Source organism: Paenibacillus sp. A14, assembly GCF_036864815.1.
In the GTDB taxonomy this organism is placed as follows: Bacteria; Bacillota; Bacilli; order Paenibacillales; family Paenibacillaceae; genus Fontibacillus; species Fontibacillus sanfengchensis.
In genome coordinates this window covers 644128-662515 of the sequence record NZ_JBAGJD010000003.1, presented here as the reverse complement: position 1 = coordinate 662515, position 18388 = coordinate 644128, and the positions used below count along the sequence as shown (strand labels likewise).

Genomic DNA, 18388 nt, shown 5'->3' with positions numbered 1-18388 from the left:
TGAATGAGCTCATTCATCGTAGCCTTTTCTTTGTGTTTCTCGCAGTGCAGCGTGGGGAGTACAGAACGGAGGAAAGTGATGGATGGATCTCTTGTAGTAAACGTTTACGCCATTGTAATAACAATATATTATATATGGTGAACTATCCTATAAAACCTAATCAATACATCCACATTTGTCGGAACCCAAGTTTCCCAAAAATTACTTGAAGGAGAAGCAATTAAGAATGACGCTTAAAAGAAGGATCTTTTTGCTTTTTTTATTTAGTTCGATCGCGCCTTTTTTAAGTATTTTTATTTTATCGTACTATACGATTGATTCCATTTTCGCCAATAAAATTGACAACGGAATAAAAAGCAATCTGAAACAAGTAACCTACTCGTTGGAGAATTCGATAACCAACTTGAAGCATGTAACACAACAGTTATCTTACGAGGGGACGATCGGAAAGCAATTGAACAAAGTAATGCAACCAGATCAAGATCCTTTTCAACGCATGGAATCGAGAGAGGAGCTCATGAGTGAGCTGAGTGTAGTTACTTTTACAAATCCTAATATTGGGTTAACTTTGTATTATTTCAAAAATGACGGTGAAGTCCAATTCGAAAATTTTCCTATTAAGGAAGAGTTTTCTCCCGATTCAATGCCGGTACTTTTCCAATCTTATGGAATTACCTATTATGGACCTCACATTAGTATGAGCCAGTACGATAATCAATTTGTTTTCTCCGCTCTCCGTAAGGTGGAGCTGCCTGAACGTGATGACATTTATGTTTATATGGAATCAGGATTTCGATTGACGCAAAATATCCTGGATTATGACGAATATGGGGGGACACTCTCCCATTTAATTGTTAATGGAAAGGGGAAAATCGCTTATAGCGAAGAACAGGGGGTTTTTAAGCAGGGGGATGACGTATCCGCAGTATTCAACGGTTCTTTGGAGGGAACTTATAACGGGTACCATTGGTTCAAACAGGAGTCCAATCAGAGTTGGAGTGTCGTTTCCGTCATTTCGGATTCGGATTATAAGCATGAGAAGAATCAGTGGATGTTCCAGATTATGCTTGTTGCTTTGTTTTTTCTTGCATTAACCTTATTACTCGCCTGGCTGCTCTGGAAAATGGTGTATAGACCGCTGAATTTATTTCATGCGGAAATTAAATGGATGACACAGCATCCACAGGTTGCAAAACACAGAGCATATACGAAAATTCCTGAATTTGATTTTTTGTTGATTAAATTTTCGGAATTGCGGGATCAGATAGGCTACTTATTTAAAGAAGTAGAGCAAAAGGAGAAAAAAAGGGTAGACCTCGAAGTGGAGAAGCTGTTATATCAGATCAATCCGCACTTCTTGATGAATACGCTGGATACGGTTCATTGGCTGGCATTGATGAATGGACAACATGAGATTGACCGGCTTGTGCAATCTTTAAACAAGCTACTTTATTATAATTTGGGGAAGCTTGGGCAAGTCTCAACAATGGAGGAAGAATTGGATGCTTTAAAACAGTATTTGATACTCCAACAGATTCGTTATGATTTTCAGTTTAACGTACGGATTGAAGCGGACGAGGAAGTGCTTAAAATGCCTGTTCCTCGATTTATACTTCAGCCTCTGGTCGAAAATTCGCTCTATCACGGTTTAAATGACGATGGATTTATTGAAATTGACGTTAAGCTTGAAAAAGATATACAAATTTGTATTCAAGATAACGGGGCCGGAATGTCTGATGAGACGATACAAAGATTGTTGAACAGCCAGACTGTAGAGCAAAATAAGGTGGGGATGGGGATTGGAATAAACTATGTGCGCCGGATGTTAAAAGCAAAGTATGGGGAGAGGGCCAAATTGGAGATAACTAGCGAGATGGACATCGGTACAAAAGTACTGTTGATCCTGCCCCTAGATCGGGAGGAATAACGTATGATCAGAGTTCTTATCGTAGATGATGATAAACTTGTTCGGAAAGGACTCATGTCCGCGATGCCCTGGGCAGATTTTGACATGGAGGTCATAGGAGAAGCCAATAATGGAGAGAAAGCTCTTGAATTTCTGGAATCGCATCCTGTTGATTTGCTATTGACCGACTTAGCCATGCCTGTCATGTCAGGAATAGAGTTAATGCGAATTGCCAGACAACGGTACCAAAGCCTCCACATTGTGGTGTTGACGCTACACCAGGATTTTGATTTTATCCAGGAAGCACTTAGATTAGGTGCAATTGATTATATAGCCAAGGTGGAATTGGAGAAGGAACAGTTTGAAGAAGTATTGGGCCGAATAGCAGGACGTATTAAAGAACTGAAGACGCTCGAGCGAAAAAATATTGATTTTGATGAAAAGAATACAGACTTTCATGAGGCATATGTGCTGGTATCCATGGATCGCGAATCCAATCAAGCCTGGCCGTTTGAAATTGAGCTTAAATCCGGTGAATTCAAATTGGAGTTGGAGCGAAACAACTGGATTTGGGTTGCTCCAAAGGGAAACGAAAATGATTTATCGACCAGATTGTCGGATAAAGTATCTTCGGTCCCGGAGGGGATCCTGCTTACGTTATCGCATATTCATGGATTCCCCTGGAAAGAGATTCAGAAATGGGTCACAGAGTATATAGAAAAGGTAGTATTTTATGAATATGTACCGGGCAATCCTTATTTTTATGTCTCTATGAAAGAAAAACTTCCTGTCACCCAGGATCTGAAAGACGAAGATTTGAATAGGATTAAAGACATTTGGCTTTCTTCACCCTGGTCCTATAACGATAGCTGCTATGAAGGATTTCTTGAACAAATCCAGTCGCTAAGAATGCGCAAAAGCCAATTAACAGGGTTGTTTTATTCTCTTGTAATGGAATGGAATCACTTATTCGCAAATACCAATCTGGGGAAAATCCCGATGATTCATTCTATTAACTCCTGGTATCAGGTGAAACAATGGATGGATGAAATTCGAAGAATCATACGCAAATCAGCCGAGTTTACTTCATATTCCCAGGAGATTGTGGATTGCGTAAAGAAAGCGGTCTTGATGCTGCAGCATGAGGTGAGTCGTCCGCTTACCGCATCCAAATTGTCGCAAGAACTGAACATTAGCCGCAGCTATTTTAGCCAGTGTTTTAAAGAAATGATGGGTCAAACGTTCAATGAGTACTCCAGGTCAATCCGGATCGAAAAATCAAAAGAGTATTTGTTGAATACCAACAACACGATATTCTGGATCGCGGAACAAACAGGCTACGCAGACGAAAAGTACTTTAGCAGAACCTTTAGACAATTAACGGGTATGCTTCCAAGTGAATATCGACAGGTTCATCGGAAGGATAACAAAACAAGGGGAGAGTAATACTTGGGAATCTTAGGAGGTATTTTCATGATAAAAAGAACTATTCCGCTTATTCTTGCCGCCTCCCTATTATCTGCCTGCTCCGGCCAATCAGATTCTCCGAATCGCCATAATGGATCTGGTGGAATGCCGGATTCTACTACGATTGCCGGTCCCTTTGGCAAGTATCCAGAGCCAGTCGAGATTCGGCTGGGCTATATCGTTGACCCGAGTTTGAAACCCATGAATGGAAATTCGCTGGAAAACAATCCCTGGAGGAAAGAGATTAAAGAACGTCTTAATATTGAAATGAATGTGGCGTGGCAGGTCTCCAAACAAAATTTTGACCAGAAGATAAACTTGGCCATAGCTAGTTCTGATCTCCCCGATGCAGTCATTGTAAATCAGGCTCAACTGGAGGAGATGGTGAAAGCCGAAGAAATTGAAGATCTGACCAAAGTGTATGAAAATTATGCCTCTCCCGAAATGAAGCGAATTATAGACAGTACCCAAGGTTTTGCCTTGGATAGAGTGATCTACGACGGAAAAATGATGGCTATTCCATCTGTAGCATCTGAAGATTTCAGTATGCTCTGGATTCGGCAAGATTGGCTGGACCGCCTTGGGTTAACCCCCCCGAAAACCATGGATGAACTGAAGCTAGTCGCGAAGGCCTTTGTTGAACAAGATCCTGACGGAAACGGATTGGCGGATACTATAGGCCTTGCCGCAAGCACGGGGTTATATAACGATTTCAGCATCGGGTCGTTCGCCTTTGACCTGACTCCGATATTTTCTGCCTACAATGCTTATCCGGGATATTGGTTAAAAGATGCTGGTGGAAATCTTTCCTATGGGTCAATTCTCCCGGAAACCAAAGTAGCGCTTGCTAACCTGCGGGAAATGTACCTTGAAGGTTTGATTGATCCGGAATTAGGCAGCCGCAAAGCACCGGAGGATGTGGTTATAAGCGGCAAAGCCGGGATGTTCTTTCAAGGTTTCTTTGGAGGGTATTGGCCGTTGCCGAGCGCCTGGAAGAATGATCCGGATGCGAATTGGCAGGCCTATGCATTGCCGCTAGATGCGAAGGGAAAATATAATATAAAAATATCCAATCCCTCCCACTCTTTTCTTGTTGTACGTAAAGGGTATGCCTATCCGGAAGCTGCAATAAAGATGAATAATCTTTACCTTGAAGACGAATCCCGGTTGGGAAACGAATTCATGTTGATTCGAAACTTCATTGCCCCGATGGATGAGGCGAAGTTCGAGACTAAGGCTGCGCAGGAAGTTTTGGCAGGAACCAAGAACCCGGAAGATTTCCTGGACAAGCCGGAATATAAGTTGCTAAAAAACACGGTGAAGACGATTAAAAGAGTTAAATTGGAACCTTATAGTAACCTTGCTATACAGTACTGGAATCAAGACGATCCGAGTTTTATGCGAACTTATTCCCTACTTGTGGGAGGGAGAAATTTCTTTGATCCCAACCTGAACGAAATTCAAAGCCTTTCTTATAAACGAACCAAAACGGCGAAAGAAAAATGGGACGAATTAATTAAACTTGAACATGAAGCATTTTTGAAGATCATAATGGGTTCAGCACCGGTCGACTCCTTTGACCAATTTGTTGAGGATTGGAAGCAACGGGGCGGTCATCAAATTATTGAGGAAATGAAACCATCTATAAAGTAACAGAAATAACCGGCCGTAAACAGCACGAAGTATCGTGGGTTTTGCAGCCGTTTTTTTTATAAAGCTTAAGGCACCGAGGTAGACATTTGTACGACGAAGGGGGGAGTAATGTTGAAGACTACAGCTAAAATTTAATCTTGATTAAGAAAACTGCGTACAATTGTCTACCTAAATCCCCAACTCGCATCTATCTCGGCCCAACGAATTCTCTCTTATAATGAAAGCGAATTCAAAAACTGATAGTTTTTATGGGAGGTCGTAAATAAGATGGGAAGAAGCACATTTTTAAAGCGTTTTGCAGCAATAACCATGTCAGCAGTCATGATTTATTCCTTAACGGCATGTGGGAACTCATCGAATAGTGATAGTTCACAAAATAAGACGCAGAAACCGGGGAATGAAACCGCGGCGGTAGACCCGTTTGGTGCCTATAAGGATGAGGTTGTAGTGAATTTGGGCCGGGTTACGGCGCCGAATCCTAAATTGCCTCAAGGTGATACATATGAGAATAATGCTTATACGCGGCTCGTAAAGGAACAATTTAATGTAACCATCAAAGATGCTTTTGAAAGTAATGGCGATGCATACAATAGACAGGTTGCTCTTGCCATCGCCTCCGGAGAATTACCGGATATGATGCGTGTGAATTCCAAACAAGATTTGAAGGAATTGGTTGATAATGAATTGATTGAAGATTTAACCGAAGTGTATGACAAATATGCTACCGATACGATTAAGCAAGTTTATGATTCCTATAAGGGTAGAGCTCTAGGCAATGCGACGATTGATGGACGATTAATGGCCATTCCGGCTACATCCGTGGACTCTGCGCCGACTATGGTTTGGATTCGCCAAGACTGGCTGGATTCTCTGGGAATAAAGCTTGACAGTGATCATGATGGCGCCATCACTTTGGATGAGCTAACAACAACGGCAAAGACATTCGTGGAAAAGGATCCAGGGAAGACAGGGAAACCCGTTGGCATTCCTCTTATCAACCATTTAAATTCAAATGATTATGGCGGAACCGCCCATACGATGACGGCGATTGCCAATGTTTATTCCGCCTTTCCTCAATATTGGCTTGAAGGTAAGGAAGGAGGAGTTGTGTATGGTTCTACCACCGAGGGAACCAAGCAAGCCTTAGGAGTATTGGCTGATTGGTATAAACAAGGCATCCTAGATATACAATTCGGTACAAGAACTTGGGATGAAGTCATGGCTCTTCTCACGAGTGGACAAAGCGGCATTGCCTTCGGCCCTTGGCATATCCCGGATTGGGGCTTGAGCACGGTAAAACAAATGGATGGTAACGCTGTGTTTACAGCATATGCCTTGGAAGATGAAAATGGCAAAATCAATGTGGCCCATGCCAATCCAAGCGATCAATTTATCGTGGTGAAGAAAGGATATGCACATCCGGAACTGGCGATTAAGATCGTAAATCTGTTTTATGATAAGCTTGCCAACGACAAAAATATTGCTACGACCATGCCGGAAGTAGCCAAATACCAGAAAGACGCAGTGGATGGTTCCGCAAGACCATTTAACATCGAGATTAATTCGGCTACCTCCCTGTTGGATGACTTCTCCGATATATCCCGTGGTGCCAAGGATGAAATCACCATGGATGAAGTACGGACAACGGAATCCAAAAATAATATTGAGAGTGTCAAAAAATATTTGGCCAACCCGGGCACTGCGGAAGTAACGGATTGGGCGAAATATCATTCCCGCATGAAAGGCGTCGGTCTGATCGACCAGCTCACGAAAGAAAACAAATTTAACTGGGTGACTCCTGTATTCTCCGGAACCACGGAGAGCATGCAGCAATCTTGGGCGAATTTGCAAAAAATGGAGCAAGAAGATTTTATCAGAATTATCATGGGCGATCAGCCACTGGATTATTTCGATACCTTTGTTTCGAATTGGAAGGCACAAGGTGGAGACCAGATTATCAAAGAAATTGAAACAGAAGTATCCGAAAACAAGCAATAGGGAATTATCTAAAAAGCAAAATAGGGCTGCTGATGCAGCCCTTTGTATATGAAAGGAGCCTATTTATGAAGCAGCACGGCAGTATGGCTAAAAAACGGCTAGGTCTGGGGGCCATGTATCATATGATGATGCTTCCCGGAATGGTGTTTCTACTCATATTCAGCTATATTCCGATGTTTGGGATTGTTATGGCATTTCAGAACTATATACCGGCCAAAGGCATCTTTGAATCGAAATTCGTGGGCTTGAAGCATTTTAAATACATGTTCCAACTACCGGATATCGCGCAAATCATAAGCAATACCTTGGTAATCGCACTTGGGAAAATTATTTTGGGAACCCTTGCGGCCATCGTTTTTTCCATTTTGTTAAATGAAATCCGGCTCAGGTTTTTAAAGAAGACGGTTCAAACTATAGTATATTTGCCTCACTTTCTGTCATGGGTCGTTTTAGCATCCGTAGTGGTTAACATGTTTAATCTGGATGGGAACGTGAACCAGATTTTAACGTTTTTCGGTTTGGAGAAAATCAATTTTCTTGGAAGCAACACCTGGTTTCAGCCGTTACTTATTGGAACTGATGTATGGAAGGAATTCGGATATAGTTCGGTCGTATACCTGGCCGCGATAACAGCTATTGATCCCGGACTCCATGAAGCGGCTGCCATCGATGGGGCCAACTGGTGGAAACGGGTGTGGCATATTACACTTCCAGGGATGCTGCCTATTATTCTCCTTATGGGAGTCATGAGTCTCACCAATATTTTGAGTGCCGGTTTTGACCAGGTTTTTAACTTGTACAATCCCATCGTCTACGAGACTGGAGATATATTGGACACTTATGTATACCGTATCGGTCTGGTAGGGCGCCAATACAGTTTCGGAACCGCTGTAGGTCTGTTTAAATCAGTCATTGGCATTGTTCTATTGTTGTCCGCTAACGAATTGGCCAAAAAATATACAGATCGGAAGATATTCTAGGGGGCGGTTGTAATGACGCAATATGCAGGCTTTAAAGCCCGGTTTGGGCGGTTTGTAATCTATGCCATCGTTATATTTTCAGCACTTATTTGTCTTCTTCCCCTGTGGAATATCGTAGCTATTTCCTTCAGCAGCAGCGCTGCCGTTGCAGCCAATGCTGTGGGATTATGGCCGGTAAAATTTACAACGGTAGCGTATACGAGAATTATAGAGGATGCTCAATTCTGGAGGTCTTTCGGGATATCTGTTCTTCGCGTCGCACTTGCGTTGATTCTTAATATGATCCTAATCATTTTAATGGCATACCCGCTTTCCAAATCGAAAAGGGAATTCAAAGGCAGAAATGTGTATATGAATTTAATGATTTTTGCCATGTTGTTTAGTGGCGGTCTGATTCCCGGCTATTTGATTGTGAAAAACCTGAATCTGCTTAACAATGTGTGGGCACTAGTCTTACCTGGAGCCGTCCCCATTTTTAGTGTCATTCTCGTCATGAACTTTTTTATAGGAGTGCCCCGGGCATTGGAGGAGGCGGCAGTTATTGACGGGGCAAATCCGATGCAGGTCTTGCTGAAGGTTTATGTACCCGTTTCGGTCCCGGCACTAGCGACAGTAGCCTTGTTTAGCATTGTGGGGACATGGAATGACTTTTTCAGCGGTTTGATTTATATGACCAAAGTGAGCAATTATCCATTAATGACATACATTCAGTCATTGAGCATCAATATTTCGGATCTGGTAAAAGAGGGGACCAATTCGAGTTCGCTAGCCAATATTACGGAAATATCCAACAGAAACTTGAATGCGGCCAAAATCGTCATCTCCGTAGTCCCCCTTCTAATGATATATCCGATGCTACAAAAGTATTTTGTTACCGGGATCGTGGTAGGGTCGGTAAAGGAATAAACACCGGCGGAGGCGATCATTGGGTGCAGCATGCCAGTTCTGTTCTTGTCAAAGTTAATGACTCCTGTTCCATAATGACATTATCGCGGAACAACAACACAGGTTAGTTTTTTAGGTTGACTCTCTTGTGAGGATATGATATTTTGTATTTCTTTGCTGCAGAAAATTGGGCGACGAAAACGTGGTCGGTCCTCTCGACCGCATCAACTAGAGAATGGATGAGCTCTTGAATCTCCTCTGTGGAAATTCAAGAGCTTTTTGCATACTCGGAACCTCCTATAACTAAAGCACATGACATAATGTGCATTAAACTGTGCATAAACGAAAATTGACATGAAGTTTTACGTGCAAATGCAATATTAAAACCTGGTAATAACTTTACAAATGAGATGGTTTTTAAGCGTAATAATATAAAAATACATCTATATTAATGGAAAATGTTGTGATATTATGTGATTGATTACTGATAGTTTCTTTTTTGTGGTGCATTTGCACCTTTTGTTCCGTGCAAATGAATAATTAACTTAGTGAAAATATGTATTCGGAGTTGATTCTACATGTACCATTTATTAGTTGAAATATAACGTTACTACCGGCCTATAAGAGCTCCGCCTTCTGCGAAGTCCAGAATGACGACTTTAAAGAAGAGGAGCGGAATGGGTTGAACAAACGAAAATTACCTTTATGGCAATTGCTGCTGGAACGGGGCTTTTTTGAGGAGCGGAAGGAAGCGGCCAGTTGGGTCATGTCAAATAAGGTGTTGATTAACGGCCGACCTGCGGTCTATGAAGGAGAGCAAGTTAGAGAAGATGTTGAGATAGCCATTAAAGGGTATGAACAGAAATATGTCGGAAAAGGCGGTCTTAAGCTTGAAGGCGCATTGGAGCATTTTCAAATCGATGTTTCCGGTAAAATCGCTTTGGATACGGGAGCCTCAACGGGTGGATTTACCGATTGTTTATTGCAGCACGGTGCAGCTAAAGTGTATGCGATCGATGCTGGGTATGGTCAATTGGCGGGTAAGTTAAGGCTTGACCCCCGAGTCGTTAACATGGAGAAGACAAATATTGGTTCCGTTACGAAGCTGCATTTAAAGCCCGAGCCAGAATTCGCCACACTGGATCTTTCTTATTTGTCCTTGAAACAGGCGATTCCGCTTGTTGTTCGACTGCTGCAGCCGTCCGGGGAAATACTATGTTTGGTAAAACCTTTGTTTGAGGTTGCGGACCCGCAAATCCGCAGATCGGGAAAAGTAGACGATCCGGGTATATATCCACAAATTCTCATGGATCTCGTTAGTTTTACAGAAAATATCGGGCTCCGCATTTTGGGTATTACGAACAGTCCGGTTACTGGGAATAAAGGGACGAAAGAGTTTTTTCTATGGCTCGGTCAGAGCGGAGCTTCTGTAAAAAGAGATATCCGAAAAGATATCGATGTTGCCGTCAGTGAGGCCGCCAAACTAAAGGCTTATAGTAAATAAGAGCATCTGCGTATGGAACGGTAATATCACAGATCATTCAACTAAAAATACGCTAAGTCTCTACATATTGGAGACTTAGCGTATTTTCTTACAATCTACGCATGTTAAACATTGGAGGCAAAATGCGCGTTTGCGGCCGTACTGGCCTCGATTTACAGACTTTATAGTTTTATGAGCGAACTAGTTTCCGAAAGGATCGGTTGGGCATCTGAAAATGTGGGAACTGTTGAAAACTTCTTGGACTTTGTCAATGAGAGGAATAAACCTGAAAAAAGGGTGCCAAGGCCTCAAAAAGTTGATATTAAATTGAGCAATGTAAGTTTTAGCTATCCAATGACTGACAAGGAGGCCTTGGTTAATATCAGTTTAACGGTACCCAGTGGCCAGACTTTAGCGATCGTCGGTGAAAACGGCAGCGGCAAGACAACATTATGCAGAGTAATTATGGGGTTATATGAGGCGTCTAAAGGAGAAGTCATTTATGGAGATATGCCTGTTAAAAATTTGAGTTATGATCATACGTCCGCTGTCTTTCAAAAATATTGCAAATATAATATGACCGTGCGGGAAAATTTGATCATCAGTCAGATGGACAAGCCTACAGATGAAGCGATGCTTATGGATATTTGCGATAAATCGGGGGTGATTTTGAAAGACGAAAGCTATAGAGACGGATTAAACACTAGGCTTGGACGAGATTTTGACGGGATAGAGCTATCCGGCGGTCAATGGCAGCGGATCGCTATTGCACGCGGATTATTCAGGGATAGCCAATTGATGATTTTAGATGAACCAACGTCAGCTATTGACCCTTTGGAGGAAACACGCCTATATAACGATTTTGCGGAAATCTGCCAAGACAAAACCGCAATCATCGTGACTCACAGGTTGGGTTCGGTTCAGATCGCCGATAGAATTATCGTATTAAAGGACGGCAGGGTTGTACAGGATGGTAAGCACAGTGAACTTATTAGTAGGGATGGCGAATATAAAAAAATGTTTGAAGCCCAGAGAAAGTGGTATGTGGTTGAGTAATTGCAGGCGCTTGGCGTGTTGAGCGGCAAAGGAAACGGGCGTTTCAAAACGAAAGGCTACGATGATCCCATTCATCGTAGCCTTTTCTTTGTGCTTCCTGCATACTGGAATGATCTGGTGTTACGCGCCCAGGAACATGTTCATATCGTCCTCGACGTTTGTAATCCCGCCGATGCCGAATTTCTCAACCAGGATGTTGGCCACGTTAGGTGATAGGAACGCGGGAAGCGTCGGACCCAGGTGGATGTTTTTGACGCCGAGGTAGAGTAAGGCAAGCAGTACGATCACCGCTTTTTGCTCATACCAGGCGATATTGTACGAAATCGGCAGCTCGTTGATATCCTCCAGGCCCAGGATCTCCTTCAGTTTCAAAGCGATCACGGCAAGGGAATAAGAGTCGTTGCACTGTCCGGCGTCCAGGACGCGGGGAATGCCTCCGATTTCACCCAAATCGAGCTTGTTGTATTTATACTTCGCGCACCCCGCGGTCAAAATGACCGTATCGCCGGGAAGTTCCCGGGCGAACTCCGTATAGTAGTTGCGCGACTTCATCCGTCCGTCGCAGCCGGCCATGACGAAAAATCGCTTGATCGCCCCGGTCTTCACGGCATCCACGACCTGATCGGCAATCCCGGTCACGGTATGATGGGCAAAGCCGCCGACGATTTCGCCGTTCTCCAGCTCGGTTGGCGGGTTACAGCGTTTGGCGTGCGCAATGATTTCCGAGAAATCCTTCGGCTGCTCTTCCAGGCCTTCCGGAATATGCCGCACACCGGGATATCCGGTGTTACCGGTCGTATATATGCGGTCCATATAGCTTGATTTTGGCGGGACGATACAGTTGGTGGTCATCAGAATCGGCCCGTTGAACGCGGCGAATTCCGTCGTTTGCTGCCACCAGGCATTCCCGTAATTCCCGACGAAATGCTCGTATTTCTTGAAAGCCGGATAGTAATGGGCCGGCAGCATCTCGCTGTGCGTGTACACATCGATCCCGGTACCTTCGGTTTGCCGCAGCAGTTCCTCCAAGTCTTTCAAGTCATGTCCGCTAATGAGGATGCCCGGCCGGTTGCGAACGCCGATATTCACCCGGGTTACTTCCGGATGCCCATAGGTTCCGGTATTGGCCCGATCGAGCAAGGACATGGCCTCTACGCCGAACTGGCCCGTCTCCATGACCAAAGCGACGAGATCGTCCGCGGTTAAGGAATCGTCCAAAGTGGCGGCGAGAGCGCGGCGCATAAACAAGTCGATGTTCGCATCGGCATGGTTCAGGTGAAGTGCATGATACGTGTAAGCGGCCATGCCTTTAAGGCCATATGTCAACAGTTCGCGCAAAGAGCGGATGTCCGGATCGGCGGTGGCGAGGACCCCGACCTGCTTGGACTTGGCGTCAAACGAGGCTTCGTCGTCAGCCTGCCAAACGGCGGCATCGGGAAGCGTCCCCACATTGCCGGAGTGCCGTTCGCCCCAATAGCTTCGTACGTCGGCCCGCAGAGCGAGCGCTTCCCGGATTTTGGCGATGAACACATCGCGGTCAAAATTGGCGTTCGTAATCGTGGCAAACAACGAGTCCATGATAAAGACGGACACCTTCCGCTCCAAAGCTTCGGGAAGATGTGTCCCGATGGAAAGAAACGATATGCCTTTCAATACATAGATCAGCAAATCCTGCAGGTTGGCGACATCATGCGGTTTCCCGCAAACGCCTTTAATCGTGCAGCCGGTTCCTCCGGCCGACTCCTGGCACTGAAAACAAAACATGGATGGCTGCTGGGTGCCAACAGGGGATACGGATGTGGTCATCTTAAAACAACCTCCTATGGAAAAATATAGTAGAAACCTGTACCTGACATCCAGAAGCATAACGCCGGAGGTGGGAAGGACTGGTGATTTCAATCACAATTTTATGGGAGCCGGGCGGCTTCAGAACAAATGTCTTCAAGTTGACAAATTCTTTTTTTTTCGCTGATATAACATTTTGATTGACTCGTCCATCTAATCTTACAGAGGGCCCTCAAAAGGAGATGAAATTCGTGCAGCAAGATATGGAACTGGAAGTCAAGCGAGCGCAGCGGGGAGATCGTGAGGCGTTTATCCGGCTGTTCCAGAGGCTGGAACCCGAACTGTACAGCTTGGCGAAGTCCATTGTGGGACGTGATGAAGACTGTGCGGACGCGTTTCAGGAAACGACGCTTAAGGCGTATAAATCATTGGCGACATTACGAAAGCCAAAATATTTTAAAACCTGGGTTATCCGGATTCTGATCAATGAATGCAACCAACTGCTCCGTATGCGCAAAAGAACTGTTGTTATGGCGGAGTTGCCGGAGGTTGCGGAGTCGGATCGCTCGGCGCCTTATTACGAAGACAGCCGGAAGCTCGATCTTCGGGAGGCCGTGGAGAATCTGGATGAATCTCTGCGGATCGTTATCCATTTATTTTATTATCAGGATTTGCCGATCAAACAGATCGCCGGTGTGCTGGATATTTCCGACGGAGCTGTCAGAGCGCGCCTGCACAGGGCTCGCGGCATATTGGCCGATGAAGTAAAGCAGATTCGGAAGGGGGAGCTGGCTTATGAAAGTATTTGATGTTGAAAAAGAACTGCGGGAACTTGGCAACCAACCGCTGCCCGAGATCCCCGAAATCGTTCGCCGCCGGCAGGATGAAGTCTATGCCTCCCTGGCCGACCTTCCGATGGAGACTCGAACCGGCCAGAATGTTAGATTCCGCAAAACCCGCATAGTTGTCTTATCGACTGCCGCAGCCGCCGTGATCGCTCTGGTCGGAGGCCTGGGAGGCGCCATGGTATCGCCGGCGATGGCAGAGTCGCTGAAGAATATTCCGCTGATCGGCAGCATTTTCAAGCTGGCCGGTGATCTGGGTTTACGGACAGCGGACGAAAAAGGGCTTGCAGCCCATCTCGATGCCAGCGTGACCCATGAGGGAGTCACGCTTCGCATTCCGCAATTGGTCTATGACGGAACCCGGTTATCTTTGGCCGTAACGCGCGAAGGCGGAGGGTTAGGCGGGACTATCATGGGCTACGAGGTTATAGATGGAGAAATAAAGTTTTCCCCTGAGAGAGCGATTACTTCAGTAGATGTATTGATCGACAATACTCCAATTATTACCGATGAGGGCAGGGGAAAAATCCTATGGAGCGGGAAGCCGACTTCCGATCCGAATTCGGCCATCTACGAATTGACGGCTTTTCCCTCAGAGGGCGAAACGGCTCCCGTTTTACCGGACGCGTTTCAGTTGACGCTCGAATTCCGGCTGGAGGGCATTTCCGAGCCCTTCGCTTTTGAATTTCCAGTTCGTAAAAACGCGGATACTCTGGCGCTATCTTCCTCAGATACGAGGGAGTGGAAGGGAAATAAGGTTAAGGTCGAACAAATCCAGTTCACCCCGATCACAACCAAAGTAAAATTGAACATCCTGTCCAGCGATAAAGAGGCCAAGCTTTTAAGACATCATTTGATCTTTGAGCTTTGGGACGATCAAGGCAGAGAACTCGATCTTGTGAACGGCGTCGGAATATTCAAGAACGATGACCAATTGGAAATGATCAACGAATTTTTGTTCGACCGATTTGCCGATGTGCCGGCATCGGTAACGATTAAGGCGTTCCTGCCTGAGATGGAGATCCCGGGGGCAGTTTCGGGAAGATTCAAACTAGGTTCTGACGGCGAAATTATCAAAAATTATATAAAAGAACTGGAGATCACCATCCCGGTGGATCGGACCGCATTGAAAAAATTATATGAAGTTTCAAAATAGAAAATCTGGAGGGCTTAAATAATGAAAAAAGGGTATAAAGTGATGACGACCGCCGCACTAGCCGGGATGATTCTTGGCGGAGCGGGTTGGGCGACGGCATCAACGGACGTTCATGCTTCGGCGGCTCAGGCCAAGACGGGCTACAGCGCCGCGGCGCAGAAGGCGGGAAAAACGCCCGAGATTACGCAAAACGGGATTACGCTTGGGGTAAGCGAGGCACAGTATGACGGGAATTACATTGAAATTTCACTGAAGCGCAGCGGCAAGAATTTGGTCGGCGGCATCACCGACTCCAAATTTGACGAAAAGACCCAGGATCTGATCCGGGAGAAGGGGGCAATCAAGAATATCCAGATCTTTATTGACGGCAAAAACATTTATGAGATCGGTGGAGGATCTCTCGGCAAAAGACCGGGCTTGGGTTGGCGGCCAGGCCCTACGCCAGACGCTGCTATCGTTGAATTAAGCGATCCTTCCTGGCTCGGCGGCCAACAGTATGCCTTCCCGGACAAGTTCAAATTGACCGCCAAGATCACCCTGGAAGGCGTGGAGAAACCGTACACGTTTGAGTTGGCGATGCAAAAAAGCACGGGATCCCCGATGCTCCTGAAGCCGAATTTAACGAAAACATCAGGTAAGCAGACTTTTAACCTTAGCAAATTGAACCTGACCTCGACCTCTACCCGTATTCAGTTGATTCAGAAAGGCTATGAAAAGGGCAAGCCATCCGACATCATGTTTGAATTTGCGGATGATCAAGGCCGTAAGCTGGAAACTCTTTCAGGAATGGGCACTGATGAGAACAACAAAGACGGCGACATGTACCATGATTTTGTGCTGAGTGCTCTGGAGAAAAACGCGAAGTCGATTACGATAAAGGCCTTCAAACCCGAATATGCGGAACCGGGGGCAACAAGCGGACTCTTTAAATTGGACGAAAAAGGCGAGATTGTTAAACAATATGTGAACGAACTGGAAATGACGGTTAACGTGAAGTAGTTAAATAGTAATTATGTGAGTTGGAGGATTATAAGATGAAGAAGGTTTATAAGGTGATGACCACCGCCGCACTAGCCGGGATGCTTCTTGGCGGGGCGGGATGGGTGACGGCATCAACGGACGTTCACGCTTCGGCGGCTCAGGCCAAGGCGGGCTATAGCGCCGCGGCGCAGAAGGCGGGAAAAGCGGCGGAACTTACGCAGAACGGCATTACGCTCGGTGTGAGCGAGGCCATTTATGACGGAAATTACATTAAAATTTCGCTGAAGCGCAGCGGCAAGAATTTGGTCGGCGGTATCACCGACTCTAAATTTGACGAAAAGACCCAGGATGTGCTCAGGGAGAAGGGCGCGATCAAAGATGTGCAGATCCTCATTGATGGCAAAGACATTTTTAAACAGGGCGGAGGCAGGATGAGCAAAAGACCGGCCCTGGATTGGGCTAAGGGGGGGATGCCGGATCAGGCTGTCATTCAAGTGTCCGATCCCTCCTGGCTTGGCGGTCAACAGTATACCTTCCCGAACAAGTTCAAACTGACGGCGAAGATCACCCTGGAAGGTGTGGATAAGCCTTATACTTTTATCCACTCGATGCAAAAAAGCGCGGCTAAACCGATTGTCTTGAAGCCGAATGTAAGTAAAAAATTGGGCAGTCGTACCGTCGTTCTGAGCCAATTAAACGCAACCTCCACCTCAACCCGAATTCAGTTGATCGAGAAAGGCTTTGAAAAGGGCAAGCCTTCCGATTTCATGTATGAATTTGTGGATGATCAAGGCAACCGGTTGGACGATCTTTCGAGCTTTGGTACCGACGAGAACAACAAAGCTGGCGATATGTACTACAATTGCCTGCTCGGCCCGTTGGGAAAAAACGTGAAGTCGATTACGGTGAAGGCCTACAAACCTGAATTTGTGGAACCCGGAGCGACAAGCGGAGCGTTTAAACTGGACGAAAACGGCGAGATCGTGAAACAAGAGATAAAAGAACTGGAAATGACGGTAAAAGTGAAGTGATAGGAAACTACAGACCGGGGCCTCTTGTAAGGGGCCCCGGTCTGTAGTCTTGTTTATTTTGCGCAGCAGCTTCTGTGTCAACGCTGCAATTTATTTTTGCTATTGATTCTCCAGAGAAATCGTGATATTTTTGTTTCAGAGTAAACAATATTCGGATCAAGAATTGCACCTCATGCCAATATAAAGAGGAGAGTAGGGTGAATATGGGGAAAAAATTCGATGCTCTTATGCCGAAGCATAAGGAGTTCATTCAGCGTCAGCATCTTTTTTTCGTCGGATCGGCGCCTTTGTCTGCGGAGGGACATGTGAATCTTTCGCCTAAGGGTTATTGCTCCTTGCGCATTCTGTCGGATAATCAGGTGGCTTACCTGGATATGTCGGGCTCCGGCAACGAGACGTGCGCGCATATTTTGGAGAATGGCAGAGTGACCCTGATGTTCTGCGCGTTTGAAGGGCCTTCCAGCATTGTGCGGCTTTACGGTAATGGGACGGTCGTACTGCCCGGCTCAAACCGGTGGGAGGAACTGTACCCGCTGTTTGATCCGCTTCCGGGCGCGAGACAAATGATTGTCGTTGACGTTCACATGGTGCAGGACTCGTGCGGCTTTGGGGTCCCGTTCATGAAGTACGAGGGCGACCGGGACACGCTAAGGGAAGTATCGCTTAAGTTCACCAATGAACAACTTGAAAAGTACTGGCACGAGAAGAATGCAGCAAGCATCGACGGCTTGCCGACAGCTTTTGGTTTGCCCGATTCGAAAGAGAACGAACGCTTGTTAAAATAATATAGTTAGTTCTTCATATATTGCGATACGATACATTTTTAATTGTTAACAAGTGAACAAAATACCCTTGTGGAAAGGGAGTCGGGTGACATTATCACAGCACAACAACATATTACATGTTTGCTTGTTGACTCACTTGGAGATGCATGATATTATATATTTCGTTGCTGCAAAACAATGCACAACGAAAAACGCGGTCGTGGCGGAATTGGCAGACGCGCACGGTTCAGGTCCGTGTGGGCTAACCCCCCGTGGAGGTTCGAGTCCTCTCGACCGCATTATACACATCACAAGCGAACTCCAGAGAAATCTGGAGTTTTTTTAATAGACGTGCGATGTGACAAGTATCCTTTTATATGGGGGAGAAAGCGGGGATG

At 45.5% G+C, this 18388-nt stretch carries 14 protein-coding genes and 1 tRNA gene; 14 read left to right on the top strand and 1 reads right to left on the bottom strand.

The window, feature by feature from the left end; genetic code table 11:
- Window positions 1-226: 226 nt before the first annotated feature.
- The 8 genes from V4U88_RS10965 to V4U88_RS10930 all read left to right on the top strand — a co-directional run bounded on the left by V4U88_RS10965 (window position 227) and on the right by V4U88_RS10930 (window position 11428).
- Complete coding sequence (locus V4U88_RS10965) at window positions 227-1927, top strand: sensor histidine kinase (protein ID WP_334073292.1); 1701 nt, start codon at window positions 227-229, stop codon at window positions 1925-1927.
- A gap of 3 nt (window positions 1928-1930) precedes the next feature.
- A complete protein-coding gene (locus V4U88_RS10960) occupies window positions 1931-3352 on the top strand; it encodes a response regulator transcription factor (protein ID WP_334073291.1) in 1422 nt (473 codons plus the stop codon).
- A gap of 27 nt (window positions 3353-3379) precedes the next feature.
- Window positions 3380-5026, top strand: a complete 1647-nt coding sequence (locus V4U88_RS10955; protein ID WP_334073290.1) for an extracellular solute-binding protein — start codon at window positions 3380-3382, stop codon at window positions 5024-5026.
- A 267-nt stretch (window positions 5027-5293) separates the two neighbouring features.
- Window positions 5294-7024 carry a sugar ABC transporter substrate-binding protein gene (locus V4U88_RS10950; RefSeq protein WP_334073289.1) on the top strand — a complete coding sequence of 577 codons (1731 nt, stop codon included), beginning with the start codon at window positions 5294-5296 and terminating at the stop codon, window positions 7022-7024.
- A gap of 65 nt (window positions 7025-7089) precedes the next feature.
- Window positions 7090-8004, top strand: coding sequence for an ABC transporter permease (locus V4U88_RS10945; RefSeq protein WP_334073288.1), 915 nt, complete (start codon window positions 7090-7092; stop codon window positions 8002-8004).
- A gap of 12 nt (window positions 8005-8016) precedes the next feature.
- Window positions 8017-8910 (top strand): carbohydrate ABC transporter permease, encoded by an 894-nt coding sequence (locus tag V4U88_RS10940; RefSeq protein ID WP_334073287.1) that lies wholly within the window; start codon window positions 8017-8019, stop codon window positions 8908-8910.
- 661 nt (window positions 8911-9571) lie between these two features.
- Entirely contained in the window at window positions 9572-10393 is an 822-nt protein-coding gene (locus V4U88_RS10935) for a TlyA family RNA methyltransferase (protein ID WP_334073286.1), read from the top strand.
- Window positions 10394-10564: 171 nt separating this feature from the next.
- The gene (locus V4U88_RS10930; RefSeq protein WP_334073285.1) at window positions 10565-11428 is read left to right on the top strand and encodes an ABC transporter ATP-binding protein; all 864 of its coding nucleotides are present in this window, start codon (window positions 10565-10567) and stop codon (window positions 11426-11428) included.
- Window positions 11429-11548: 120 nt separating this feature from the next.
- Here V4U88_RS10930 and hcp read toward each other — a convergent pair whose 3' ends face one another.
- The gene (gene hcp / locus V4U88_RS10925; RefSeq protein ID WP_334073284.1) at window positions 11549-13234 is read right to left on the bottom strand and encodes a hydroxylamine reductase; all 1686 of its coding nucleotides are present in this window, start codon (window positions 13232-13234) and stop codon (window positions 11549-11551) included.
- A 230-nt stretch (window positions 13235-13464) separates the two neighbouring features.
- Between hcp and V4U88_RS10920 the strand changes: the two genes are divergently transcribed.
- The 6 genes from V4U88_RS10920 to V4U88_RS10895 all read left to right on the top strand — a co-directional run bounded on the left by V4U88_RS10920 (window position 13465) and on the right by V4U88_RS10895 (window position 18289).
- On the top strand, window positions 13465-14022 hold the full coding sequence (locus tag V4U88_RS10920) for a sigma-70 family RNA polymerase sigma factor (RefSeq protein ID WP_334073283.1): 558 nt from the start codon (window positions 13465-13467) through the stop codon (window positions 14020-14022).
- Window positions 14009-15214 (top strand): DUF4179 domain-containing protein, encoded by a 1206-nt coding sequence (locus tag V4U88_RS10915; protein ID WP_334073282.1) that lies wholly within the window; start codon window positions 14009-14011, stop codon window positions 15212-15214. Before V4U88_RS10920 ends, V4U88_RS10915 begins: the two co-directional genes overlap by 14 nt.
- 21 nt (window positions 15215-15235) lie before the next feature.
- Window positions 15236-16213, top strand: coding sequence for a DUF5643 domain-containing protein (locus V4U88_RS10910; protein WP_334073281.1), 978 nt, complete (start codon window positions 15236-15238; stop codon window positions 16211-16213).
- Window positions 16214-16248: 35 nt separating this feature from the next.
- On the top strand, window positions 16249-17226 hold the full coding sequence (locus V4U88_RS10905) for a DUF5643 domain-containing protein (protein WP_334073280.1): 978 nt from the start codon (window positions 16249-16251) through the stop codon (window positions 17224-17226).
- Window positions 17227-17429: 203 nt separating this feature from the next.
- A complete protein-coding gene (locus V4U88_RS10900) occupies window positions 17430-18011 on the top strand; it encodes a pyridoxamine 5'-phosphate oxidase family protein (protein ID WP_334073279.1) in 582 nt (193 codons plus the stop codon).
- A gap of 193 nt (window positions 18012-18204) precedes the next feature.
- Window positions 18205-18289, top strand: a tRNA-Leu gene (locus V4U88_RS10895).
- Window positions 18290-18388: the final 99 nt, after the last annotated feature.

What these genes read in the sequence shown, in the direction of transcription:
- V4U88_RS10965 (WP_334073292.1), top strand. Translation starts at nt 227, where the DNA reads ATGACGCTTAAAAGAAGGATCTTTTTGCTTTTTTTATTTAGTTCGATC.
- V4U88_RS10960 (WP_334073291.1), top strand. Translation starts at nt 1,931, where the DNA reads ATGATCAGAGTTCTTATCGTAGATGATGATAAACTTGTTCGGAAAGGA.
- V4U88_RS10955 (WP_334073290.1), top strand. Translation starts at nt 3,380, where the DNA reads ATGATAAAAAGAACTATTCCGCTTATTCTTGCCGCCTCCCTATTATCT.
- V4U88_RS10950 (WP_334073289.1), top strand. Translation starts at nt 5,294, where the DNA reads ATGGGAAGAAGCACATTTTTAAAGCGTTTTGCAGCAATAACCATGTCA.
- V4U88_RS10945 (WP_334073288.1), top strand. Translation starts at nt 7,090, where the DNA reads ATGAAGCAGCACGGCAGTATGGCTAAAAAACGGCTAGGTCTGGGGGCC.
- V4U88_RS10940 (WP_334073287.1), top strand. Translation starts at nt 8,017, where the DNA reads ATGACGCAATATGCAGGCTTTAAAGCCCGGTTTGGGCGGTTTGTAATC.
- V4U88_RS10930 (WP_334073285.1), top strand. Translation starts at nt 10,565, where the DNA reads ATGAGCGAACTAGTTTCCGAAAGGATCGGTTGGGCATCTGAAAATGTG.
- hcp (WP_334073284.1), bottom strand. Translation starts at nt 13,234, where the DNA reads ATGACCACATCCGTATCCCCTGTTGGCACCCAGCAGCCATCCATGTTT.
- V4U88_RS10915 (WP_334073282.1), top strand. Translation starts at nt 14,009, where the DNA reads ATGAAAGTATTTGATGTTGAAAAAGAACTGCGGGAACTTGGCAACCAA.
- V4U88_RS10910 (WP_334073281.1), top strand. Translation starts at nt 15,236, where the DNA reads ATGAAAAAAGGGTATAAAGTGATGACGACCGCCGCACTAGCCGGGATG.
- V4U88_RS10905 (WP_334073280.1), top strand. Translation starts at nt 16,249, where the DNA reads ATGAAGAAGGTTTATAAGGTGATGACCACCGCCGCACTAGCCGGGATG.
- V4U88_RS10900 (WP_334073279.1), top strand. Translation starts at nt 17,430, where the DNA reads ATGGGGAAAAAATTCGATGCTCTTATGCCGAAGCATAAGGAGTTCATT.